This is a genomic window from Aggregatibacter sp. Marseille-P9115 (assembly GCF_920939465.1).
GTDB classification, from domain to species: domain Bacteria; phylum Pseudomonadota; class Gammaproteobacteria; order Enterobacterales; family Pasteurellaceae; genus Aggregatibacter; species Aggregatibacter segnis_B.
Genome location: NZ_OV100759.1, coordinates 1526110 through 1549782, shown reverse-complemented (window position 1 = coordinate 1549782; position 23673 = coordinate 1526110). Strand labels below are relative to the sequence as shown.

At 42.3% G+C, this 23673-nt stretch carries 22 protein-coding genes and 1 tRNA gene; 14 read left to right on the top strand and 9 right to left on the bottom strand.

Features of this window, described 5'->3' with window-relative positions:
* The first annotated feature begins 63 nt into the window (after positions 1-63).
* Positions 64-795: a UDP-2,3-diacylglucosamine diphosphatase gene (gene lpxH / locus LQ983_RS07455; protein ID WP_230622215.1), complete on the top strand. Its 732-nt coding sequence runs from the start codon at positions 64-66 to the stop codon at positions 793-795.
* Positions 788-1294: a DUF2301 domain-containing membrane protein gene (locus tag LQ983_RS07450; RefSeq protein ID WP_230622214.1), complete on the top strand. Its 507-nt coding sequence runs from the start codon at positions 788-790 to the stop codon at positions 1292-1294. Before lpxH ends, LQ983_RS07450 begins: the two co-directional genes overlap by 8 nt.
* A 58-nt stretch (positions 1295-1352) precedes the next feature.
* Here LQ983_RS07450 and efp read toward each other — a convergent pair whose 3' ends face one another.
* Positions 1353-1919, bottom strand: a complete 567-nt coding sequence (efp, locus tag LQ983_RS07445; RefSeq protein ID WP_005544066.1) for an elongation factor P — start codon at positions 1917-1919, stop codon at positions 1353-1355.
* A 31-nt stretch (positions 1920-1950) separates the two neighbouring features.
* On the opposite strand from efp, the gene epmB reads away from it, so the two are divergent.
* The 4 genes from epmB (at position 1951) to LQ983_RS07425 (ending at position 5483) form a co-directional block, all read left to right on the top strand.
* Positions 1951-2970 (top strand): EF-P beta-lysylation protein EpmB, encoded by a 1020-nt coding sequence (gene epmB / locus LQ983_RS07440; RefSeq protein WP_230622213.1) that lies wholly within the window; start codon positions 1951-1953, stop codon positions 2968-2970.
* A gap of 167 nt (positions 2971-3137) precedes the next feature.
* The gene (gene oapA, locus LQ983_RS07435; RefSeq protein ID WP_230622212.1) at positions 3138-4355 is read left to right on the top strand and encodes an opacity-associated protein OapA; all 1218 of its coding nucleotides are present in this window, start codon (positions 3138-3140) and stop codon (positions 4353-4355) included.
* Between the two features lie 61 nt (positions 4356-4416).
* Complete coding sequence (locus LQ983_RS07430; RefSeq protein ID WP_006719221.1) at positions 4417-4794, top strand: MliC family protein; 378 nt, start codon at positions 4417-4419, stop codon at positions 4792-4794.
* A 107-nt stretch (positions 4795-4901) separates the two neighbouring features.
* Positions 4902-5483: a uracil-DNA glycosylase family protein gene (locus LQ983_RS07425; RefSeq protein ID WP_006719222.1), complete on the top strand. Its 582-nt coding sequence runs from the start codon at positions 4902-4904 to the stop codon at positions 5481-5483.
* A 75-nt stretch (positions 5484-5558) separates the two neighbouring features.
* Here LQ983_RS07425 and cysK read toward each other — a convergent pair whose 3' ends face one another.
* Positions 5559-6506 (bottom strand): cysteine synthase A, encoded by a 948-nt coding sequence (cysK, locus tag LQ983_RS07420; RefSeq protein ID WP_006719223.1) that lies wholly within the window; start codon positions 6504-6506, stop codon positions 5559-5561.
* 98 nt (positions 6507-6604) lie between these two features.
* Positions 6605-7429, bottom strand: coding sequence for a sulfate transporter CysZ (gene cysZ / locus LQ983_RS07415; protein WP_032997972.1), 825 nt, complete (start codon positions 7427-7429; stop codon positions 6605-6607).
* A gap of 140 nt (positions 7430-7569) precedes the next feature.
* On the opposite strand from cysZ, the gene zipA reads away from it, so the two are divergent.
* On the top strand, positions 7570-8595 hold the full coding sequence (gene zipA, locus LQ983_RS07410) for a cell division protein ZipA (protein WP_230622211.1): 1026 nt from the start codon (positions 7570-7572) through the stop codon (positions 8593-8595).
* A gap of 104 nt (positions 8596-8699) precedes the next feature.
* The gene (gene ligA / locus LQ983_RS07405) at positions 8700-10715 is read left to right on the top strand and encodes an NAD-dependent DNA ligase LigA (protein ID WP_230622210.1); all 2016 of its coding nucleotides are present in this window, start codon (positions 8700-8702) and stop codon (positions 10713-10715) included.
* A gap of 103 nt (positions 10716-10818) precedes the next feature.
* On the opposite strand, the gene LQ983_RS07400 is transcribed toward ligA, so the two are convergent.
* From LQ983_RS07400 to tsaD, 3 genes are all read right to left on the bottom strand, one after another.
* The gene (locus LQ983_RS07400; protein ID WP_230622209.1) at positions 10819-11397 is read right to left on the bottom strand and encodes a thymidine kinase; all 579 of its coding nucleotides are present in this window, start codon (positions 11395-11397) and stop codon (positions 10819-10821) included.
* Positions 11397-11630 (bottom strand): hypothetical protein, encoded by a 234-nt coding sequence (locus LQ983_RS07395; RefSeq protein ID WP_006719229.1) that lies wholly within the window; start codon positions 11628-11630, stop codon positions 11397-11399. Before LQ983_RS07395 ends, LQ983_RS07400 begins: the two co-directional genes overlap by 1 nt.
* A gap of 71 nt (positions 11631-11701) precedes the next feature.
* Positions 11702-12730 carry a tRNA (adenosine(37)-N6)-threonylcarbamoyltransferase complex transferase subunit TsaD gene (gene tsaD / locus LQ983_RS07390; protein WP_109431964.1) on the bottom strand — a complete coding sequence of 343 codons (1029 nt, stop codon included), beginning with the start codon at positions 12728-12730 and terminating at the stop codon, positions 11702-11704.
* A gap of 224 nt (positions 12731-12954) precedes the next feature.
* On the opposite strand from tsaD, the gene rpsU reads away from it, so the two are divergent.
* The 6 genes from rpsU (at position 12955) to LQ983_RS07365 (ending at position 18526) form a co-directional block, all read left to right on the top strand.
* A complete protein-coding gene (gene rpsU / locus LQ983_RS07385; RefSeq protein ID WP_005701713.1) occupies positions 12955-13170 on the top strand; it encodes a 30S ribosomal protein S21 in 216 nt (71 codons plus the stop codon).
* 121 nt (positions 13171-13291) lie between these two features.
* Positions 13292-15052 carry a DNA primase gene (gene dnaG, locus LQ983_RS07380; RefSeq protein WP_109431963.1) on the top strand — a complete coding sequence of 587 codons (1761 nt, stop codon included), beginning with the start codon at positions 13292-13294 and terminating at the stop codon, positions 15050-15052.
* A gap of 75 nt (positions 15053-15127) precedes the next feature.
* The gene (gene rpoD / locus LQ983_RS07375) at positions 15128-16993 is read left to right on the top strand and encodes an RNA polymerase sigma factor RpoD (RefSeq protein ID WP_109431962.1); all 1866 of its coding nucleotides are present in this window, start codon (positions 15128-15130) and stop codon (positions 16991-16993) included.
* 126 nt (positions 16994-17119) lie between these two features.
* Positions 17120-17196, top strand: a tRNA-Ile gene (locus LQ983_RS07370).
* Between the two features lie 197 nt (positions 17197-17393).
* A complete protein-coding gene (locus LQ983_RS10065; protein WP_370636655.1) occupies positions 17394-17750 on the top strand; it encodes an integrase arm-type DNA-binding domain-containing protein in 357 nt (118 codons plus the stop codon).
* Positions 17702-18526: a tyrosine-type recombinase/integrase gene (locus LQ983_RS07365; protein WP_370636654.1), complete on the top strand. Its 825-nt coding sequence runs from the start codon at positions 17702-17704 to the stop codon at positions 18524-18526. The genes LQ983_RS10065 and LQ983_RS07365 overlap by 49 nt, the downstream gene beginning before the upstream one ends.
* Positions 18527-18744: 218 nt before the next feature.
* Here the strand turns inward: LQ983_RS07365 and LQ983_RS07360 are convergent, their stop codons facing one another.
* From LQ983_RS07360 to LQ983_RS07350, 3 genes are all read right to left on the bottom strand, one after another.
* The gene (locus LQ983_RS07360) at positions 18745-19851 is read right to left on the bottom strand and encodes a phage/plasmid primase, P4 family (protein WP_230622208.1); all 1107 of its coding nucleotides are present in this window, start codon (positions 19849-19851) and stop codon (positions 18745-18747) included.
* A gap of 41 nt (positions 19852-19892) precedes the next feature.
* Complete coding sequence (locus LQ983_RS07355) at positions 19893-22667, bottom strand: TonB-dependent receptor domain-containing protein (protein ID WP_230622207.1); 2775 nt, start codon at positions 22665-22667, stop codon at positions 19893-19895.
* Between the two features lie 245 nt (positions 22668-22912).
* Positions 22913-23668, bottom strand: coding sequence for a DeoR/GlpR family transcriptional regulator (locus LQ983_RS07350; protein WP_048749311.1), 756 nt, complete (start codon positions 23666-23668; stop codon positions 22913-22915).
* Positions 23669-23673 lie beyond the last annotated feature (5 nt).

Below are 23673 nucleotides of genomic sequence, written 5' to 3'. Positions count from 1 at the left end.
GTTAAGTGTATTCATAACGATGAAATGTGCTAATCTAATCAAAAATTTTTTAATTGAATTTCTATGCAAAAAACCTATTTTATTGCGGATTTACATCTCTCCGAAAATCGACCGCACTTATTAGCCCTGTTTCGTCAATTTATGCAAGAACAAGCGCCAGAAGCAGAAAAACTCTATATTTTGGGCGATTTATTTGATTTTTGGATTGGCGATGATGAACAATCCGATCTCATCAGCGAAGTGCAACAGCTCATCAGACATCTGACAGAAAAAGGCGTGCCATGCTATTTTCAGCACGGTAACCGGGATTTTTTGATTGGCAAAAAATTTGCTAATGCGTGCGGGCTGACGTTACTGCCAACGTATCAAGTCATTGATTTATATGGCACGCCCACCCTTTTATGTCACGGCGACACCCTTTGCGTGGACGACGTGAAATATCAACACTATCGCAAAAAAGTTCATCAAAAATGGCGCCAGTGGTTGTTCTTACATTTACCGTTAAAAGTGCGGTTAAAAATCGCAGAGAAAATTCGCGCTAAAAGCCGCCAAGATAAACAATTAAAATCGACGGAAATCATGGATGTGAATGCCAATTTTGTGCAGCAAATGTTTGCGCAATTTCATGTGACGCAAATGATTCACGGACATACGCATCGCCAAAAACACCATGAAATTCCACCGCACTTTCATCGTATCGTGCTGGGTGATTGGGGAGAAACCTCTTCCCTTTTAGAAGTCACGCCCCATTCAATCGAATTTATTAATGATACATTAAGGAGAAAAAATGGCTGATCCACATATTAAATCGCCTATGGATCGTTGGGATTACACAACAGTAATCATTTATCGTTTAGGCTTTGTCCTTGCTGTTCCAATGTTGTTTATGCTGCCTTGGTATCCCGCAACAGCACACGTTGGTTTGCTTATCGCAGCGACCTTATGTGCCGCTTGCGTCCATTTATATATGAAAAACTTCCGTTATATTTTTCAATTTGCCATGTGGGTGGGCTTGTTATGCCAAGTGTTAGGTTTTCCACAACTGGCGCTCGGTGCGGCATTTTTGGTTCTCGGCGGATTAAGTTATAAAGAATATTTTTGTTTCCGTGTCTTTGCCTTAAATCTACAACCGATATTTTTTGCGGTGTTATGGTTTGCCTTATTATTCAATATTACTTGGTTAAGCAGCCTATTGTGCTTTGTCACCGGGCTTTTAATTTTGTTATTAAGCATTCAAAAATGGCGCATGCCGTTGCATTTTGATATTGGCGATAAAAGCAAATATCAGGTTTGATAAATTTCAGATAAAAAAATAGCCTACATCATGTAGGCTATTTTTATGCAAGAAAAAATTATTTCACACGAGAAACGTATTCACCGGAACGGGTATCAACGCGAATCACTTCACCGATTTGTACGAACAATGGCACTTTCACCACTGCACCGGTGCTTAAGGTTGCCGGTTTACCACCAGTACCTGCAGTATCACCTTTAAGACCTGGGTCAGTGTCAACGATTTCTAATTCAACGAAGTTTGGCGGAGTTACTGTGATTGGTGCACCATTCCATAAGGTAACGATACAATCTGCTTGGTCTAACAACCATTTTTCTGCATCGCCTACCGCTTTTGCATCTGCAGAATATTGTTCAAATGTTTCCGGGTGCATGAAATACCAGAACGCATCGTCTTTATAAGAATAAGTTAAGTTTAAATCCATTACATCAGCAGCTTCAACAGAAGTACCGGATTTGAAGTTTACGTCCAATACTTTGCCGGAAATTAATTTACGAATACGGGTGCGGGTGAACGCTTGACCTTTGCCGGGTTTAACGAATTCATTTTCAACGATCACGCAAGGCTCGCCGTCTTGCATAAATTTTAGACCTGGTTTGAAATCACTGGTAGTATATGTAGCCATATTATCCTCAAAAAAAGATTGTTTTTTAAAAGTGGCTATTCTACATCAAAACATCCCGATTAGAGAAGAACAAAGTTGGCTAACACATTTGGCAAACGGGATTTCCGATCCGAAAATTTTATTACAACACCTCGAACTCCCTCTTGAATCCTTCAAACAAGACATAGAAGCGCGCAAATTATTTGCCATGCGCGTGCCGCTGCCTTTTGTAGAAAAGATGGAAAAGGGCAATCCAAAGGATCCTTTGTTTTTACAAGTCATGTCTTCTGCGGATGAGTTTTTACAAGCCGAAGGATTTAGCAAAGATCCGTTGGAAGAACAAGAAGATAAAAACGTCGTCTCCAACATTTTGCACAAATACCATAATCGCTTGTTATTTATGGTAAAAGGGGGTTGCGCGGTGAATTGTCGCTATTGTTTCCGCCGTCATTTTCCTTATCAAGACAACAAAGGCACCAAACAAAATTGGCAAAAAGCGTTACAATATATTGCAGAACGCCCTGAAATTGAGGAAGTAATTTTTTCCGGCGGCGATCCGCTGATGGCAAAAGATCATGAGCTCGAGTGGCTGATAAAACACTTAGAAAACATACCGCACTTAAAGCGTCTCCGTATTCATTCCCGTTTGCCGGTCGTCATTCCACAACGGATAACCGATACATTTTGTCGGCTTTTAGCGCAAACCCGGTTGCAAAAAATTTTGGTCACCCATGTCAATCATGCCAATGAAATTGATGCGGATTTTGCCCATGCCATGGCGAAATTAAAGGATTACGGAGTCGTTTTATTAAACCAATCGGTTTTACTCAAAAATGTGAATGATGACGCACTAATTCTGAAAACATTGAGTGACCGCTTATTTTCAGTGGGCATTTTGCCTTATTATTTGCATTTGTTAGATAAGGTCGAAGGGGCAACGCATTTTTATCTTAATGACGCCCAAGCCCTGAAAATTTATAAAGAGCTACAACGCATTAGCTCGGGCTATTTGGTGCCGAAACTTGCCCGTGAAATCGGCGGAGAACCGAATAAAACCTTATATTCGTCTTGAGAAGACGGTATCAAAAAAGCAAAAGATGTTTTAAAATAGGCGCGATTTTTACTTATCAATTTATGTCGTAATAGATTCGATTTCTCGTTTCGTTCATCAGCCAAAAAACGCAGAGAAAAACAACCGCACTTTACGGCAGATCATCATTCGTTAATCAGAGGTATATTGTGGATTCTGAAAAAATAACCCCGGAAAATGAAAATAATCCGGCGCAAAATGAATTGGATTTAGGTTTTAATCAAATGGAGCCAATCACCCCGAAAAAACCGACAAAACCGGAACCGTCCTTCTTTGAAAAAGCCAAAGGCATGTTCGCTAAAAAAGAACAAAAAAATACAGAAAATCAATTTGCTACCCGCAAAGAGCCGGTATTTGGTGATTCAGCCCTAGCAGATGTAGCTGTGGCAAGTGCAACGTCATCTGAAGAAACCATTATTGCAGAAGAAGCATCCCTCGAAACCACGAATGTGGTTGTCGAACCCGTGCTTGATGCCGCAATAAATGAAACAAAACCGCAAGCAGAAAGCGCTGAAAAACAGGCTGTCAGCCTTAAGAACCCTGAAACTTGGCCAATGTTAGCCATGTTACCGCAAAAACATCGTCGTCTTTTTGTCACCATTTTGGCCCTTGTGCTACTACTTATGTTCATTTTATGGATGAAACCAAGTTCAGATACAGTGCAATCTTATGAGCAACAAAGCAACAATGACGTACCGATTCAATTCCAACAATTAGATCAATTACAAGTGAATGAGCCAACGGTATTGGATAACCCAACGAATGCCGTTTCACAGCCAAATACCGCTGAAAATATTGTTCCTGCACAAAGCAATGAACCGATGGCAAATACCCCGGCAGCAGAACCTCAAGCAATGAATTCGGTTTCCGAAAATAAACCGGCGGAACAACCAAAAACCGTGGAACAGGCAAAACCACAAGAGATGGTCAAACCTCAAAGCACACCACATGAAACAGTGAAAAAACCGGAACCGGTGAAAACAAAAACGGCTGAAAAACCACAAAAAGTTGAGCCTAAAAATCAACCGGCAAAAGCTCAAAGTGCGAAAACCGAGAAACAAGTTGTTGAAATTTTAGAAGCGAAACCGGCAACGACTAAAACAGTTAATGCGAGTGCAGGAAGCAAAACTTTAGTCGTTCCACAAGGTGTCTCGTTAATGCAGGTATTTCGTAATAACAACTTGCCAATTGCTGATGTGAATGCCATGATAAAAGCCAATGGTGCCGGCAACGCGCTAAGTAGCTTCAAACCGGGCGATAAAGTTCAGGTAACTATCAATGCACAAGGTCGTGTTAACGAGCTTCGCCTTTCCAATGGCGCACGCTTTGTTCGCCAAGCTGACGGTAGCTACCAATTTAAAAAATAATCCGTAAAATTCAATAAGCGTAGTCAAAACTACGCTTATTCCATTTAGAAGGGTACACATTATGTTAAGAGCGAGCTTTATATTACTGATGTTACTGGGTATTGCTGCTTGCACCTCCAAGCCAATAGAACCTAAAGCCTCCGAAAAACCGCCACAGCCGGTTTTACAAAAAGCCACTCAAAAAGGGGAGATGAAGGAATACCTTTGCAAGGACGACAAAATCGTTCGTATCGTGTTTCACACTACCAAGCACAAAAAAAACAAAACGCGTTCCATCAGTTTAACGTTTAACAATGTAACCCATAAACTAAGCCCGACAATTGCGGAAAATGGGCGAAATTATGCCAACATTCATTGGGTGTGGTTAGAACGCAAAGATGTTTCCACCTTAAAAACCAGTGTTGGGGAAGTTCTCGCAGAACAATGTGTGCCACATTAATAGCGTGAAAACACCGTAAAAAACCACCGCACTTTTTCTTCAATAAGCCGGATAACCCGGTTTATTGAGTTTTAATCCCACACAAAAACTTTATTAAAAACGCCATTATGTCAACGCTGCCCCAAATCAAAAACGCCATTATGTGCGATCCGCAAAATCGCTCCTTCACCGAACGTGGTATTGAGCCGCTATTCTCCGCCCCGACAACTGCCCGCATAAACATTGTCGGACAAGCACCTGGCACCAAAGCAGAACAAACGCGTTTGTATTGGAATGACCAAAGCGGTGATCGCCTACGTGAATGGTTGGGTGTCGATCGTGAAGTGTTTTATCACTCCGGCTTGTTTGCGGTGATTCCGATGGATTTTTACTATCCGGGGAAAGGCAAATCAGGCGATCTGCCACCTCGCAAAGGCTTTGCAGAAAAATGGCATTCACAGATTCTGGCGGATTTACCTCATATTGAACTGACCATCTTGATCGGACAATACGCACAAAAATATTATCTGCCGCAGAACAAACTTAATGTGACAGAAACCGTAAAAAATTACCGAATATTTCTACCGCACTTTTTGCCGCTCGTGCATCCTTCCCCTCGCAATCAGTTGTGGTTGGCTAAAAATCCTTGGTTTGTGCAAGAAGTCATCCCGGCATTGCAACAACGGGTTAAACAAATCCTCGCCCCTTAAGTGATGTAAATAAGGCATACAAAAAAGCCTGTCAAATGACAGGCTTTTTACCAAACATTATTTTGCTTTCCTTTATTACACTTCAATGCCGTCAAAAAGTGCGGTACTTAAATAACGCTCTGCCGCAGACGGTAAAATCACCACAATCAGTTTATCTTTAAATTCAGGCTGTTTCGCCAAGCGATCAGCCGCAGCGACAGCCGCACCGGAAGAAATACCGGCAAGAATCCCTTCTTCTGCCATCAAACGACGGGCAGTCACGATCGCCGTTTCACTATCAATCGTTTCCACTCGATCAATTAAGGAAAGATCGAGGTTTTTCGGAATAAAGCCTGCGCCGATCCCTTGAATCTTGTGTGGACCCGGTTTAACTTCTTCACCGGCAAGAGTTTGAGTAATCACCGGTGATTCAGCCGGTTCTACGGCAACAGAGATAATTTGTTTACCATGATCTAATTTAATGGCACGGGAAATCCCGGTGATGGTACCACCAGTACCCACGCCGGCAACCAATACATCAATTTTGCCTTCAGTGTCTTTCCAGATTTCTGGACCGGTGGTTTTACGGTGAATTTCCGGGTTTGCCGGATTTTCAAACTGTTTTAACATCACATAACGACTTGGATCAGATGCCACAATTTCTTCTGCTTTGGCAATCGCGCCTTTCATGCCTTTAGCACCTTCGGTAAGCACTAAATTCACGCCCAAACCGCGCAATAAACGCTTACGCTCATTGCTCATAGTTTCCGGCATGGTGAGCGTAATTTTATAACCGCGTGCCGCTGCTACATAGGCCAAAGCAATACCGGTATTCCCGCTGGTCGCATCCACGATTTCTTTATCTTTCGTCAAAGAACCGTCTTTTTCTGCCTGCCAAACCATGTTCGCGCCGATACGGCATTTCACGCTAAAACTTGGGTTACGTCCCTCAATTTTTACCACGATATTGCCGTTGCCAAAATGTTTTAGACGCACCAACGGCGTATTGCCAATAGAATAAGAATTGTCGTTATAAATAGTCATACTGTTCTCCAAACCATAAGGAATATTTTATGGCGCTAGTTTTAACACGAGAATTCACAATAAAAAAATAGCTATTTTTTATAAATAATAACTAAAAGCTATTTAGTCACGATTTGTCCACCAACGGAATGAGCATGATGCAAGCTCATCTCCGTGCCGGTTTTGTCTTGCGAAGAGCGCTTAAATAAACGGCGATATTCATTCACCCACATTGCCGTTGCACCACACACCGCGACAGGAATAATCACTAAATTCACGATCGGTACAAACGTGCATAATGAAACCAAACCACCGAAAGTAACGGTTACATTACGCTTAATGGCCAACTCATTTTTCATTACGTCAAAAGGAATCTTGTGATTATCAAAAGGATAGTCACAATATTGAATTGCAAACATCCAAGCCGTAAATACAAAAGTGGCAATCGGAACCACAGTTTGCCCGAGTAAGGGCACAAAACCTAATAAAAACAAGGCGATAATTTTAGGCAAACTATAAACCAACTTTTGCCATTCACGCCCTAACATACGAGGCACATCTTTCAGAAAATCCCATAAAGACATTTCCTGCAAATCTTCCCCTGTCAGCATTTTTTCGACTTTTTCTGCCAATAAGCCATTAAACGGTGCTGCGATAAAACCCGACAACGTCGTAAAAATAAAGTAAAACAGGATTAAAATCATCAAAATGGAAGCCAGCAATAAAATGCCGCTCAGCCACGCAAGCCAATCAGGAACATAGGACATAATGCCGTCAATATAACCGCCTATTTGACTCACAAACATCCAAAATAAGCCACCTAACAACAGTACGTTTAATAAAATAGGCAGGATCACAAAACGGCGTAACCCCTTTTGTAAAATTAAGTGCCAGCCCATCACAAAATATTCAAAACCGGCTTTTATTTCTTGCTCTTTCAACATCACGTTCTCCCCCAAGGAAAAGAGGCCCAGAATACAAAGTGCGGCGAAAAAAATCAAACGTTGTCTCTCATCAATTTTGTAAAAATATGATAAGCTTACGCCCACTTATACATGAGTTTTACATGATGGGAGAGTCGGCAATGGATTTAAATACTATTTTGATTATCTTGGGGGTTATCGCCCTATTAGCATTGATTGCGCACGGCATTTGGTCAAACCGTCGCGAGAAATCCCAATATTTCAAAAACGCCAATACTTTTTCACAAAATCATCAACCCAATCGTTTTAATGCGCCGCAATCGGCACAGCCGATAACAGAAACACCGATCGCCGACAAACCGGTGCATTCTTTTGTCGAAGAAACGCCTCCACAACAACAAGCGTTGGATTTTGAAGCTACTGCCACACCAAGCATAAACGAGCCTCATTCCATTGAGCGTGCCGTCGATGAAATTAAAATTACCTTACCGAATGGAACCTCCAACACAACATTGAATAACGTTGAATCAACTGCGTCCTATTCCTTTCATGAACAACCGACGCAACCTGTTCAACCGATGACAGTACAAGCTAATACATCGTTCCAATCTTATGATGAACCGTCTTATGCCGAGCCAAGCACAGTTTCCCCATCTGAAAGAAACTCGCTTCAAACAGAAAACGAATATGTGACTCCAACCGTTTCATTGAACCAGGCAAATGAACAACACACGGCGACTACTCCATCAACAACCTCTGCGGGGGAAACGGTCTCAGAAAATCAACGTACGCCTGACTTCATTATGTTATATGTAGTCGCGCCGGAAAATCGTGAATTTAACGGTGGACGCTTAGCACAAGCACTTGATGGCCTTGGCTTTATTTTTGGCGATCAGCATATTTATCATCGCCATTTGGATTTAACCGCTGCCAGCCCTGTATTGTTCAGCGTTGCGAATTTACAGCAGCCCGGCACCTTTAATCCTTACGACATGGACAATCTGGTCACCGTTGGTATTGCCATTTTCATGCAATTACCTTCACCGGGCAATGACATCGTCAATCTGAAAACCATGATTCGCGCCGCCCGTAGTTTGGCCGATGAACTTGGCGGTTTCGTCCTCACGGATAAACAAGAAATTTTCAACGATGTCGCCGAACAGGAATATCTCGCGAAGGTAGCATAATCCATCTCGGCGGCTTAAAAACGTTTTCAAAAATGACCGCACTTTCGGTTCACTGAGCACCGAAAAAGTGCGGTCGTTTTTTCGATTATTTTTATGGAATAACAATGACAACTTCAATCCAACAACACATTGACGATCTCAGAAAAACTCTGCGTTATCACGAATATCAATATCATGTGTTAGACGATCCGCAGATTCCCGACAGCGAGTACGATCGCCTTTTTCATCAGCTCAAAGCCTTAGAACAACAACACCCCGAACTGATCACCGCCGATTCGCCGACCCAACGTGTGGGCGCGCGGCCGTTGTCGGAATTTGCGCAAATAAAACATGAACTTCCGATGCTCTCGTTAGATAACGCCTTTTCTGATGAGGAATTTCTGGCCTTCGTGAAACGCATTCAAGATCGTTTAGTCCTCGTGCCCGAGCCATTAACATTTTGTTGCGAACCTAAATTGGACGGATTGGCGGTCAGTATTTTGTATGTGAATGGTGTGCTGACCCAAGCAGCAACGCGCGGCGATGGCACAACGGGCGAAGACATCACACAAAACATTCGTACCATTCGCAACATTCCGTTGCAGCTACTAACGGACAATCCGCCAGCACGCTTGGAAGTGCGCGGTGAGGTGTTTATGCCGCACGAGGGGTTTGAGCGCCTAAATGAACGAGCCTTGGAACAGGGCGAAAAAACCTTTGCTAACCCGCGTAATGCGGCAGCTGGTTCCTTACGCCAATTGGATCCGAAAATCACCAGTCAGCGCCCGCTCGTGTTCAATGCTTACAGCATCGGCGTCACCCAAGGGATAGACTTACCACCGACGCATTTTGAACGCCTGCAATGGTTGAAATCTATCGGCGTGCCGGTAAATAGCGAGATCCGTTTATGCGATGGCATTGAAAACGTGCTGAATTTCTACCGCACTATGATGGAAAAACGCAGTTCCTTGGGTTATGACATTGACGGCACGGTATTAAAAGTCAATGACATTGAATTGCAACAAAGACTGGGCTTTATTTCCAAAGCACCGCGTTGGGCAATCGCTTACAAATTTCCTGCACAAGAAGAACTAACAGTATTAAATGACGTGGAATTCCAAGTCGGTCGCACCGGTGCCATCACGCCTGTGGCTAAACTACAACCGGTATTTGTTGCCGGCGTAACGGTAAGTAACGCGACCTTACATAACGGCGACGAGATCGAGCGTCTGAATATTGCCATCGGCGACACGGTGATTATTCGCCGTGCCGGCGATGTGATTCCACAAATTATTGGCGTCGTACATGAGCGCCGCCCGGCCAATGCGCGCCAAATTGTCTTTCCAACGCACTGTCCGGTGTGCGATTCCTTAATCGTGCGCATTGAAGGCGAAGCGGTGGCACGTTGCACCGGCGGGTTATTCTGTGCGGCACAACGCAAAGAAGCACTAAAACATTTCGTCTCACGCAAAGCCATGGACATTGACGGTGTAGGTGCCAAACTGATTGAGCAACTGGTGGATCGCGAGTTGGTTCATACCCCGGCAGATTTGTTCAAGTTAGATTTAACCACACTCACCCGCTTAGAACGCATGGGGCCGAAATCGGCTGAAAATGCGTTAGCCAGCTTAGAAAAAGCCAAACACACGACCCTCGCCCGTTTTATCTTTGCGTTGGGTATTCGTGATGTGGGTGAAGCCACCGCATTAAATCTGGCAAACCATTTCAAAACCTTAGAAGCGTTACAAAATGCCGATTTAGAACAGCTACAACAAGTGCCTGATGTGGGCGAAGTGGTCGCGAATCGCATTTTTGTGTTCTGGCGCGAAGAACACAATGTTGCGGTAGTGAATGATCTCATCGCTCAAGGCGTGCACTGGGAAACTGTTGACGTGCAGGAAGCGAAAGAAAATCCATTCAAAGACAAAACTGTGGTGCTCACCGGCACACTTTCCCAAATGGGACGCAACGACGCCAAAGCGCTATTACAACAACTCGGTGCCAAAGTCAGCGGCAGTGTTTCGGCCAAAACCGACTATGTTATTGCCGGCGAAGCGGCAGGTTCCAAACTCAGCAAAGCGGCAGAATTAGGCGTGCAGGTGTTGAGTGAGGAGGAGTTTTTGGCGTGGGTTAATGGATAAAGTGTAAGGACAGAAATCCATTTATTCCAAAGCAAAAATAAGGACAGGCATAAAGCCTGTCCCTACAAAAAAACCTAAAAAAACAACCGCACTTTGAAACCATCTATTCAGCCATGCGTTCTTTATAATGCAATCGGCAGACCGATAAATAACTGTCGTTGCCACCAATTTGAATTTGATCCCCTTGTTTGACGACCTCGCCTTGCTCATTTAAACGCAATACGAAATTGGCTTTACGTCCGCAATAGCAAATGGTTTTGAGTTCTTCTAACTGATCCGCCCATGCCAGTAAATAGCGACTCCCTTCAAAAAGTTCTGCTTGGAAGTCGGTACGCAAGCCATAACATAAAACAGGAATTTTCAGTTTATCCACCACATCGCTCAGTTGATACACTTGTGCTTTGGTTAAAAACTGAGCTTCATCCACCAAAATACAATGCAACGGCTCTTTCGCTACGTGTTGTTGAATTTCTGCAAATAAATTCGTATCACGTGCGAAGGTGTTCGCCTGTTCACTGATCCCAATACGGGAAGTCACGCGTCCGGCGCCAAAACGATCATCAATGGCAGCCGTATAAACCAGCGTGTTCATATTGCGTTCACGGTAGTTATAGGAAGATTGCAGCAAAGTTGTCGATTTTCCTGCATTCATAGTGGAATAATAAAAATACAACTTAGCCATTATTTGAGCACCCATTTCCAAAAGTAATAGCAGATAAAACCGGTTAACGGCGGTAACGAGGCGAGAATAAAGACACCGATAGTGGTTCGCCCGCCTGCCATTTGGCCAATCTCTGTTAAGAAATCGATAAGCTCATTTGTCGGTGTGGTAAACACAAAGAAACCGATGATCGCTAACATAACAAAACAGCCGATTCCGGCAGCACGCATTGCTCTAAATTTAATGTTGTCCATAATGTATCCTTAACTGAAGTGCGGTCAAAAAAACGTTTAAATTTTTGACCGCACTTTGATTTGATATCGAATTAAACAGCAGTTAATTCGGTCATTGCCCAGCGGGGACGCACTTCGATGGCAAGATCTTGCTGCTGTCCTTGTTTTAAACGTAAGAAGCCGGCGTAAGCAATCATAGCGCCGTTATCGGTACAAAATTGCGGTTGCGGGTAAAACACTTCACCGCCCAATTGTTGCATCAGCTCCGCCAAGGTTTGGCGCAACTGTTTATTGGCGCTCACGCCACCAGCAATTACCAAACGCTTCAAGCCTGTTTGCTTTAACGCACGCTTACATTTGATGGCGAGCGTGTCCACCACAGCCTCTTGGAACGCATAAGCAATATCCGCTTTGCTTTGCTCGGTTAATTCCCCTTCTTCTTGCATCACTTGATGAAGCGTATTGGCAGCAAAGGTTTTTAAACCGGAAAAGCTGAAATCCAAACCAGGACGATCGGTCATTGGGCGAGGGAACGCAAAACGATTCGGCGTACCATTTAACGCTAAGCGGGCTAATGCCGCTCCGCCGGGATAATCCAAGCCGAGTAATTTTGCCGTTTTGTCAAACGCCTCCCCTGCGGCATCATCAATAGATTCGCCTAATAATTCGTAGCGTCCGACGCCGTCCACACGCACTAATTGGGTATGTCCGCCGGACACCAACAACGCCACAAAAGGAAAGTGCGGTGGATTTTCTTCCAACATTGGCGCCAGTAAATGCCCTTCCATGTGATGTACACCGATGGCAGGGATATTCCACGCATACGCTAAAGAACGTGCTACGGTAGAACCTACTAACAATGCGCCGACCAAGCCGGGACCGCTTGTATAGGCTACGCCGTCAATGTCTTTCGCAGTAAGATTGGCTTCTTGTAAGGCGGCTTGTAATAATGGCGCTAATTTCCGAATATGATCGCGCGAAGCCAGTTCCGGCACAACGCCGCCGTAATCGGCATGTAGCGCAATTTGCGTATGGAGTTGGTTAGCAATCAAGCCTTTTTCTTCGTCATAAATGGCAACGCCCGTTTCATCACAGGACGTTTCAATGCCTAAAATTCGCATTTTTGTTCTCTTTATATGGGATTTAATTGGGGCGAATTTTACCTTTTTTACAAGGGTTTAACCAGTTTCTCAAAACGGATTTCAGGAAAAGGTGAATCTTCCCTTTACTTTTCCTGTGAAGTTGGATTAAAATTGCGACCTTTATTGAATCTGCCACGACTTGTGGCAACAAGTAAAATTTAAATTGCAATTAAATTAATTAAACTCATTGAGGTGATTGGCTTATGCCTGTAATTAAAGTTCGTGAAAATGAATCCTTTGACGTAGCATTACGTCGTTTCAAACGCTCTTGCGAAAAAGCTGGTATCTTAGCAGAAGTTCGTGCTCGTGAATTCTACGAAAAACCAACGACAATTCGTAAACGTGAAAATGCAACTCGCGCAAAACGTCACGCAAAACGCGTTGCTCGTGAAAACGCTCGCAATACACGTTTATACTAATTAGCAGTATTTTTAACTCGAGTTATAAAAACCGTGAATCTTCCAAGGCTCACGGTTTTATTTTCTCTCAATCTCATCAGTTAGGCTCATATTTCGTTCACAATAAGAGGCAAAATACTCGATGAAAGGTTCCATTCCCCGCACATTTATAGACGATATTTTAACCAAAATTAACATCGTCGATTTAATTAATTCCCGCGTAAAACTGAAAAAAGCCGGCCGTGATTATCAAGCCTGCTGCCCGTTTCACCATGAAAAAACGCCTTCTTTTACCGTCAGCGATAAAAAGCAGTTTTATCATTGTTTCGGTTGTGGTGCGCATGGCAATGCTATTTCCTTTTTGATGGAATACGACAAGCTGGAATTTGTGGAAGCGGTGGAAGAACTGGCAGGTTTTCTCGGTTTAGAAATTCCCTACGAAAAACGACCGCACTTTAACGATAACGGCAAGCGAGTTGGCTATCAAACCAAACGTAACCTGTATGAACTTATGCAGGAAATTGCTAAGTTTTATCAGCAACAATTACCGTTAAATATTCCTGCACAAAGTTATCTGCAACAGCGTGGTTTATCAGCGGAAATCATTGAACGTTTTCAAATCGGTTATGTGCCAAACGCCATGGATACCGTTTATCGTCAATTTGGTAAAACACGTGAAGAGCAACAAAAACTGTTCGATTTAGGCATGCTGTCGCGCAATGATCGTGGCAATGTGTACGACAAATTCCGTAATCGGATTATGTTCCCTATTCGCGATCGTCGCGGGCGCACCGTAGCTTTCGGCGGACGCGTGTTAACCGATGAAAAACCAAAATACTTAAACTCGCCGGAAACCGTCACCTATCACAAAGGCAGTGAACTTTACGGTTTATTTGAAGCCTTACAGGCGGATGATTCACCACAAAAATTACTGGTTGTAGAGGGCTATATGGATGTGGTGGCACTCGCCCAATTCGGGGTCAATTATGCCGTGGCGTCTCTCGGTACGTCCACTACCTCGGAACAAATTCAATTACTTTTTCGCTCCACGGAACAAGTCATTTGCTGTTATGACGGCGATCGCGCCGGGCGTGATGCAGCATGGCGTGCACTGGAAAATGCGTTGCCTTATATGGAAGATGGTCGCCAACTGAAATTTATCTTTTTACCTGATGACGAAGACCCGGATAGTTTCATTCGTCAATATGGTAAGCAAGGCTTCGAGGAATATATTGAGAAGGCGCAATCTTTAAGTGAATTTTTGTTCGCTCACTTAACCCCCAAAGTGGATTTTTCTTCAAAAGAAAGCAAAACTAAACTTGCTGCCCTTGGAATACCTTTAATTGAAAAAATCCCTAGCAAGGCATTAAGGATGGAGCTACGCCATCTATTTGCTAAAAAACTAGCTATTGTAGATCCAGCACAATTAGAAAGTTTACTTCCGGAGAAATTACAAACGGATAACACTCCGATTACACAAAAAATTCAATTCAAACGAACCCCCATGCGGATTTTAATTGCGTTATTGTTACAAAACCCGGAGCTGGTGAAATTCGTGCCGGATTTGGAACCTCTCAAAAATTTGGATGAACCAGGCTACGATTTACTCGTAGAATTGACCGCACTTTGCCGCGAAAAAGTAGGCATCAGTGCAGGGCTGTTACTGGAACACTGGCGTGATACAAAACAACAAAAAATACTTGAAAAACTACTGGCGTGGAACCACTTGATTGAAGACGATAAGATCGAGGACACGTTCCGCGAAACATTACGTTACTTTTACCTGCAACTGGTTGATAAACGCATCCATTGGCTCATCGCTAAAGATCGTGCGGAAGGATTGGATCTCAACGAGAAAAAAGAGCTTTCACATTTGTTGGTAAAAAAACAAGAAAAGAAATAGTTAAACCTGAGTAAGAATGTTAGAATTCCTAGCATTTTATCTTCTCCAAATAAGTAAGCAAGGCGGATATCAAATATGGATCAAAATCCACAATCTCAATTGAAACTACTCATCGCTCAAGGGAAAGAGCAAGGTTATTTAACCTATGCCGAAGTGAATGACAGCCTCCCTGAAGAATTAGTCGATGCGGATCAAATTGAAGATATTATTCAGATGATCAACGACATGGGGATTCAAGTGTTGGAAACCGCACCGGATGCGGATGATCTGATGCTCAATGAAAATATCACCGATGAAGATGTCGTTGAAGAAGCAACCCAAGTATTATCCAGCGTGGAAGCAGAACTCGGTCGCACGACTGACCCGGTGCGTATGTATATGCGCGAAATGGGTAGCGTAGAATTGCTCACCCGTGAAGGTGAAATTGATATCGCTAAACGAATTGAAGAAGGCATCAACGAAGTTCAAAGTGCTATTGCCGCTTACCCAGAAGCCATTACCAATCTCATTGAACAATATGATTTGGTGGAAAGTGGCGGCGTTCGTTTAGCCGACTTAATTACCGGTTTCGTGGATCCAAACGTATTAAGCGAATCAGAAACGGCCGAATTAGATGAATTCCATGCAGAAGAAAGCGAAGAAAACGTAGCTGCTGCTGAAATGGATGATGAAAGTGAAGATGAAGAAGATAGCGAAGAAAGCAGCAGTGATGACAGCGATAGCGATAACAGCATTGATCCTGAGGTTGCACGTGAAAAATTCACCGCACTTAGACAACAACATCAAAAAACGCTAGAAATCATTGCAAAACACGGTCGAACCGGTAAAAAAGCCAAAGATGAAATTCAGGCATTATCGGATATTTTCACTCAGTTCCGTTTAGTGCCAAAGCAATTTGATACCCTTGTTTTATCCACGCGAGATATGATGAAACGTGTTCGTCATCAAGAGCGTCTGATTCAACGTCTTGTGGTGGATAACGCTAAAATGCCAAAATCCAGTTTCCAAAAAAGTTTTATTGGTCATGAAACCAGCGATGTATGGTTGGTAAAAGCGCTTGCCGCCGGTAAGTCTTGGTCTGAAAAACTCGTACAGTATGAAGATGAATTGCGCCAAGCAATTGCTCATTTAGTTCAAATTGAACAAGACACGAATTTAACCATCCCGCAAATTCGAGAAATTGGTGAACGTATCGCACAAGGCGAACTCAAAGCCCGCCGTGCGAAAAAAGAAATGGTGGAAGCGAACCTTCGTTTGGTGATTTCCATTGCCAAAAAATACACTAACCGTGGCTTACAATTCCTTGATTTAATTCAAGAAGGTAACATCGGTTTGATGAAAGCCGTAGATAAATTTGAATACCGTCGCGGTTACAAATTCTCTACTTATGCCACTTGGTGGATTCGTCAGGCAATTACCCGTTCTATCGCAGACCAGGCACGCACCATCCGTATTCCGGTGCATATGATTGAGACCATCAACAAACTCAATCGTATTTCTCGCCAAATGTTGCAAGAGATGGGACGCGAAGCTACACCTGAAGAATTAGCGGAACGCATGGGCATGCCGGAAGACAAAATCCGTAAAGTGCTGAAAATTGCCAAAGAGCCGATTTCCATGGAAACTCCAATCGGTGATGACGATGATTCCCATTTAGGTGATTTCATCGAAGACTCTACCTTAGAGCTTCCTTTGGATTCTGCCACCGCACAAAGTTTAAAAGCGGCGACACACGAGGTGTTGGAAGGCTTAACGCCACGTGAGGCGAAAGTGCTTCGTATGCGTTTCGGTATCGACATGAATACCGATCACACATTAGAAGAAGTCGGCAAACAATTTGACGTGACTCGTGAGCGTATTCGTCAAATCGAAGCCAAAGCGCTACGCAAATTACGCCACCCAAGCCGTTCCGAAACTTTACGCAGTTTCTTGGACGAGTAATTTTTAATACAAGAAAAAGGATAAGTTAAAAGGCTTATCCTTTTTTTGTTTAAATTAAAAACACACAAGATAGCGCGGCTAGACTTTAACCCGATATTTCCCTATAATCCCACCGCAACTCTTACCGCCCCCATAGCTCAGTCGGTTAGAGCAGTCGACTCATAATCGATTGGTCACAGGTTCAAGTCCTGTTGGGGGCACCAAAAAACTTATCGCAACTCCTCGCAACTCATCAAAAACACCAATTAAAGCCAGTATTTATAAGACATTACAGCATTTTACCCTATTGTACCCCTCGTAGATAATCGCCCTTAACCGCTCTTTTTTGTAACCACGATTGTAACCATGTGCTAATACCCCTTTTCCGTGGTTACATAAAATTGTTAAATGGTTACCAAATATGCCTAAAATTACTAAACCTCTAACCAATACAGAAGTAGAAAGCTCTAAGCCAAAAGATAAGGAATACACTCTTACTGATGGCTACGGATTATTTCTATTAGTCTTGCCTACCGGCGTTAAATCATGGCGTTTTAACTATATCCGCCCACTTACTAAAAAACGTACTAAAGTTTCTTTAGGAACTTATCCCGCTTTATCTTTAGCTCAAGCCCGTTCTATTCGTGAAGAATATCGCTCTTTGTTGGCCCAAGGCATAGATCCACAAGAACACAAAGCCGCTATTGAGCATATAGAAAATAGATTGGCTTGCTATCTGTCGCTAATCGTTGGAAGGCCAAGAAGGTTCAAAAAGTAGAAGCTGAGACATTAAAAAAAGATTGGCGCCGCATGGAAATCTATTTGTTTCCTTTTATTGGTGATATGCCAATAAATGAAATTCTGCCAAAGGTTGTTATTGAAGCATTAGAATCACTCTATAACCAAGGCAAGGACGATACATTAAAGCGCACTATTCTGCTATTGAATGAAGTACTTAATTTCGCTGTAAACTACGGCCTAATTGCCTTTAATCCTTGCTTACGAATCAATGAAGTATTTAACTTTGGAAAATCCACCAACAACCCGGCAATAACGCCAAAAGAACTACCGGAATTAATAAAAGCTGTGATGTATTCCAGTGCGACCATTCAAACAAAGTTATTATTCAAATTTCAGTTATTAACCATGGTACGCCCTGCTGAAGCAAGTAACGCCACATGGTCTGAAATTGATTTTAAAAAATCTTTATGGACTATCCCGGCTAACAGAATGAAGAAAAGACATCCTTTTGTAATTCCCCTTTCTTCCCAAGCTATGGAAATTCTAAACAAAATGAAAAGTATATCTGTAAAAAGCGAATATGTTTTTCAAAGTTGGATTAAGTCTAACCAACCAATGAGCAGTCAAACAATCAATAAAATGCTAGTCGATTTAGGCTACAAGAATAAACAAACTGCTCATGGATTAAGAACAATCGGGCGCACTTATTTAGCCGATCAGCGTATTGATTATGAAGTGGCTGAAATGTGTATTTCTCACAAGACGGGGACGCAAACAGGCAAGATTTACGATAGGGCTGATTTCCTTGAATAACGCAAGCCGGTGATGCAACTTTGGGGAGATTATGTAGAACAATGTGAACGTTAAAAGTGATGTGCGTGGAAAATATTTAAAAACTGCCTTCACTCGTTCACCGATTGCTTTTTCTTTGTTTTTCAATTGGTTATAAGATGAAGGGGAAGTCGGTTTTGTTCACCTTGGCATTCACCTTTTTAGATAAAAAAAGCGCGGTTTTTATGCCGCGCCTTTCACTATCTATTTGATTTTATGTACTCATTATAAAACTCGTCAAAGTCTTTAAAGTGTACGTTGGTGATATATCTTCCTTTTTCCGTGCCGGAAGTTATCCGTTTGCGGGTGCAGGGGTATTTATTTTTGTGCTGTGCCAATCCTTGTCTTAATGATTCGGTAAAGTTATTCAGTGTTAAAGCATTTTGAATATTATTGGCTTCAGTAAATACCAAGTAAGCCGGGTAAAGGTGCGTTCTTGGAAGTCCGGTTTTCGCGTTGCCAATTCCTAGCCCGTTACTTTCTTGGGAGGTTAGGAAATAACTACAAAACACCGTTAAATGATCTGAGTTCATTTTGATTTCTAACGCTTCGGCGCTTTCCTGTTGTTTGGTTAGCGCTTTTTTCGCATCTAACGGATTTTTAAAAGCCTGAATCAGTTTATAAATAATTCCGCCTGCTTCAGCTTCTATCTTATCCATTAAGTGCGGATCGCGTTTACTTTCCGGCACCACCTTATCAAAGTGAAAAATCACTCTGCGGCGTTCAATACCTCCGTTTCTTTCTGTGAAGCGTGTTGGCTCATTGTTGACGATTAGCACAATCGCGGGAATGACTGCTTTAAACTTGCTTTTGTGCTTCGGATCAATATTGACTAAATCACCCGCACTAATGCTTTTTAGTCCGCCACCCTCACCACCATAGCGGGATTGTTCCGGGCATAGAATGAGCGTTTTATTCACAAAGTTTTCACGGCCGCGCGGTTCGTCTAAATCGACTAATCGCCCGCTTTCCGTGTTTTGTTCGCCGGCTAACATTGTGGCAATTTGCGCAAATACCGATTTTCCACTGCCACCATCACCGGTTACTTCAAAGAATAATTGCCAGTTATGGCGATTCGTTAAAATCGCGTAAAGTGCGCCCAAGATTGCTTGCTTTTTATCTTCCTTACCATCAGCAACAAAATTCAACCAACTATCAAAGTGCGGTGTATTTTCTTCCTGATTCGTGTAATCGTGCGGAATAAAGGAAGTGAGCCAGTTTTCCCGACAATGTGGACTAAATTCTAAGGTAGAACGATTTAATACACCATTTTTAAAGGCTAATAGTTCCTTGGATTGTTCACCCATTTTGGCCGCTTGAATCATCGCTGTTGGGTTCTTAACTTCCTCTAAAACTGATAACTCAAGCTGAACACGATGGTTCGTCCTCTAGCATAGTTATTTAAAATAGATTTCGTTTTTCCGCCATGGCCATCCGTATGGCATAATTCTCCTGGTGAGCAAGGTTGTGATGGTGCGCTACTTACGCTACTGTAATAACGTTGTGTTGCCGCATCATTTCCGGCGTCTAGCGGATCAATATACTTCTTATCAAACAGATTCTGAATTTCTGTTTTTAAAACCAGATTTTCAATTGGCTCATAACTGACATATAAATCAAAAATCAACGGCTGTTTTTCAATGTTTTCCGTTTCTTTAATTGCATGATGGCCACGTCTTAAGGCATTCTTCTCAAATGTAGTACCATCAATATACCGTTCCTCAATGGAAGCACGTTTACTTTCACCGTAATAGCGAACTGTACCGCCGACCGTTAATTTCCGATCAAACCAACGGCTACCAAGCTCAAGGCGACCATAATCTCTTGGTAACGCAGAAATTCGACTCAAGCCATAGCCCTGTTTCAAAATATCTTCTTTTGATGCGTTATTTGGACGAGGACTGGCATCACTATAATTGGTTGGCTGATTGGTTCGTTGATAAGCATACGATAGATTCGTAAAGAATCTGCCCATATCATAATTTAACTCTAATTCCACCCCGCTCTTTTTCACCGTTTTAGCATAATTACGGTGTGCAATGGTAAATTGAAAACCGTTGCTTTCTGCCCAAGTAGGCGCACCGCCTTGCCACCAGTCGCCCCAAACATTATGAATATAATTTTTAATGTAACTACGATACCCGACAACTTTTATTCCCAACACATCATCATTTTTCCAAACACCTTCCTTAAAGGTATTAAAACCCAATTGATAAGTCGAAGCACGCTCCGGTTTTAAATGCGTATTAACACCAGCATCAGAGACTTGAGAAAAATACATTTCCTGAATATTTGGCATACGGTTCGTTCTAGCATAGCCCACGAAAGGCATAAAGTAGTCATGAAGACGCGCACTGAAAATCGCAGAATGGTTTATTGCTGTTTTGTGACCGGCTCTTCTTTCTAAAGGTTCATAAATTTGACAACCACCGTTAGGATCACAATATTTTTTATAAATTTGAGAATCCTTTCCAAAGGCTTTTTCAAAATCTTCAGGAGAATTATAGTAACCTGCATATTCCCCGTTAAATTTATACTTCATCAAATTCACGCTGTAATCCAGCTGATAGATATCACGAGTCAGTGACGTATCTAAATAGAAGGTCTGAAACTTTTGCTCACCGGAAGGCTGCAAGATACTCGATTTTTGTGGCAATAAGCCTTTTGAACCTTTATAACGTCCTAGGAAATCGTATAAACCGCCCTGCTGTGAAGAACCGTCGTAAAATAAGCTAAGCTCTTCAGGGAATCGATTTTTGCTATATTCATTTTTGAAGAAGTTAAAACCTAAGGTAGTTTTTAAATCAACGTCTTTTGGCAAGGTAAATGTGTAACTGTTACTGATGTCAAAAATATCAGCTGTATTTTTTGTTTCTAAATATTTCAATACTTCCCAGCCGGTAAATCGTGAACCTTGCGGATATTTGGATTTTCCCACGTTATGCGCTAACAACAGCTTCATATCAACATAGCCATTATCATTGAAGTTATAATTAAGTTGATAATTACGGTTTTCAATTTTGCGCGTACCAATAGCATTATCCAAAGCACGTAATTGTAGATTTAACGTATGGCGATCGTCAGCATATTCAAACTTGACTAAATGACTATGAGCGCTTTGACGAATACTGCTTGGATCCAATGGCGCCAAACGATATTGGTCGTTATTGCGCTCAAAAGCAGCGTTAGTTTCATCAATTTGTTTTTGTAATTCAGGAGAGTGTTCTGGATCCTGTAAAATTCGTCTTCGCTCCGCATTACGATAATAACTGCAAGGATAGGCCTCAGGTTGAGATGGTTTGGGGGCGTTACAAGCCCACATGTTTTTATTCATATCCGGCATCCAACGGCCTTTAGCTTGATCAAACACAAACCCGGCTTCGGTAAATTCTTTCTTTTTTTGTTGTTGCAAAAAGTCATCACCGACATCGGCAATTTTCTGACCACCTCCGCCGATTTTATAATCTTGCGACACTTCTCGACGGCTATATCCATATAACATGCCTACATAACCGCCGTTATCCAACCATTTTCGGGTGGCTGTCATTGCCATATAGTTGGATTTTGTTGCATTAGTACCGGTCATCCCTTTGATAATAAAACCAACATTCTTATCGCCTACAATCACATCATTGACGCCCAATGTTCTGAAATTTGCCGAGCCATACAGAGAATTCACACCGTTTGTGCCACTAAAGTTTCCCTTCGTTAAATCAATACCGGCAATAAAATTCGGATCTAAGGATGCGCCAAATTGAGAATTACCACCAGCTTGCCCGGAATCCATTGAAGTGGAATAAAATGTTTGTGTAACACCATCCACCATAGTATTTGCCCGCCCAAAACCGGTTTCTCCACGAATATTTAACGACAAGACGCCGGAGCCTTTATCTTGTTGAGTAAATGCGCCCGGCATACTACGAACAACGTTATCAATGTTTTGTGTTTCTTTAAAAACATGTTCTCGCGTACTTTTCGCTTTCGCTTCAGTAAACGGTTTTTTCTCATTAGCAATGATTCTTTCAACCACATCAATTTGGTCTAATTGCTCTTCAGCATAGGCAACATTGAGCACATTAAACATACAAAGTGTTATCACATTAAATTTGATGGCGTTACGCATTTTTCTCCTCAGGATGATAATAAAAGTTTTTATGTAACAAAAAACAACATTCTAAAAAACAAGTGATTAAGACTATAAATACTTATAAATCCATATATCAACTGATTTATCACAGTCGCCTTATTTTAAGACGAAAAATAAGATTCAAGCAAATAAAAAATAAAAGGAGAGTAAAGAGAAACAAAAAAGTGCGGTGAAAATCCACCGCACTTTTTACTGGAAATGAAAAGAAAACGAGTTAAATGCTAGCAAATAACAAGGTTGACGTTCTTATTTTTTAATAACTCATCAATGCTTGGCGGGACATCCGAGTCAGTGAAAACATACTCTACATCTGTAATGGATCCCAGTTTGACCATTGCACGTCGACTAAACTTAGAATGGTCTGTTACCAACAAGGTATTACGCGAATTTTCAATGATCGCACGTTTTACTTGTACTTCATGATAATCGTAATCCAACAACGTACCGTCCAAATCAATGGCACTGATACCTAAGATCCCGAAATCCAAACGGAACTGTGATAAAAACTCCACCGTTGACTCGCCAATAATGCCGCCGTCTTGACGCAAAGACCCACTGGCAATGGTGATATCAAAAGAGTCATTTTGCATGAGAATATGTGCCGCGTTGAGGTTATTGGTCACAATACGTAGCTTTTGATGGGCTAATAAGGCAAAGGCAACCGCTTCAGAGGTCGTACCGATATCAATAAACAGTGAAGCGCCGTTAGGAATAAGTTGCACCACTTGATTCGCAATGCGATTTTTTTCTTGAGAGAAAAAGTGTTTGCGATCGTGATAATCGCTATTTTCTGCTGTAGAAGGCGAGGCCGCACCACCATGATGACGGCGAATCACGTTCGCTTCTGCCAGTTCATTTAAATCACGTCGAATTGTTTGGGGGCTCACATCAAATAACGCCACCAACTCATCTGTACTTAAATATCCTTTTTGTTTAACCAATTCGACAATTTTTTGATGACGAAGAGATTGTCTCATGTATA

Bases quoted from the DNA above. Each gene is read 5' to 3' on its own strand.
- LQ983_RS07395 (WP_006719229.1), bottom strand. From the start codon at position 11,630: ATGGACAACATTAAATTTAGAGCAATGCGTGCTGCCGGAATCGGCTGT.
- LQ983_RS07355 (WP_230622207.1), bottom strand. From the start codon at position 22,667: ATGCGTAACGCCATCAAATTTAATGTGATAACACTTTGTATGTTTAAT.
- LQ983_RS10065 (WP_370636655.1), top strand. From the start codon at position 17,394: ATGCCTAAAATTACTAAACCTCTAACCAATACAGAAGTAGAAAGCTCT.
- LQ983_RS07360 (WP_230622208.1), bottom strand. From the start codon at position 19,851: ATGGGTGAACAATCCAAGGAACTATTAGCCTTTAAAAATGGTGTATTA.
- zipA (WP_230622211.1), top strand. From the start codon at position 7,570: ATGGATTTAAATACTATTTTGATTATCTTGGGGGTTATCGCCCTATTA.
- LQ983_RS07430 (WP_006719221.1), top strand. From the start codon at position 4,417: ATGTTAAGAGCGAGCTTTATATTACTGATGTTACTGGGTATTGCTGCT.
- LQ983_RS07425 (WP_006719222.1), top strand. From the start codon at position 4,902: ATGTCAACGCTGCCCCAAATCAAAAACGCCATTATGTGCGATCCGCAA.
- LQ983_RS07350 (WP_048749311.1), bottom strand. From the start codon at position 23,668: ATGAGACAATCTCTTCGTCATCAAAAAATTGTCGAATTGGTTAAACAA.
- ligA (WP_230622210.1), top strand. From the start codon at position 8,700: ATGACAACTTCAATCCAACAACACATTGACGATCTCAGAAAAACTCTG.
- dnaG (WP_109431963.1), top strand. From the start codon at position 13,292: ATGAAAGGTTCCATTCCCCGCACATTTATAGACGATATTTTAACCAAA.
- efp (WP_005544066.1), bottom strand. From the start codon at position 1,919: ATGGCTACATATACTACCAGTGATTTCAAACCAGGTCTAAAATTTATG.
- cysZ (WP_032997972.1), bottom strand. From the start codon at position 7,429: ATGTTGAAAGAGCAAGAAATAAAAGCCGGTTTTGAATATTTTGTGATG.
- cysK (WP_006719223.1), bottom strand. From the start codon at position 6,506: ATGACTATTTATAACGACAATTCTTATTCTATTGGCAATACGCCGTTG.
- LQ983_RS07450 (WP_230622214.1), top strand. From the start codon at position 788: ATGGCTGATCCACATATTAAATCGCCTATGGATCGTTGGGATTACACA.
- rpsU (WP_005701713.1), top strand. From the start codon at position 12,955: ATGCCTGTAATTAAAGTTCGTGAAAATGAATCCTTTGACGTAGCATTA.
- rpoD (WP_109431962.1), top strand. From the start codon at position 15,128: ATGGATCAAAATCCACAATCTCAATTGAAACTACTCATCGCTCAAGGG.
- tsaD (WP_109431964.1), bottom strand. From the start codon at position 12,730: ATGCGAATTTTAGGCATTGAAACGTCCTGTGATGAAACGGGCGTTGCC.
- lpxH (WP_230622215.1), top strand. From the start codon at position 64: ATGCAAAAAACCTATTTTATTGCGGATTTACATCTCTCCGAAAATCGA.
- LQ983_RS07400 (WP_230622209.1), bottom strand. From the start codon at position 11,397: ATGGCTAAGTTGTATTTTTATTATTCCACTATGAATGCAGGAAAATCG.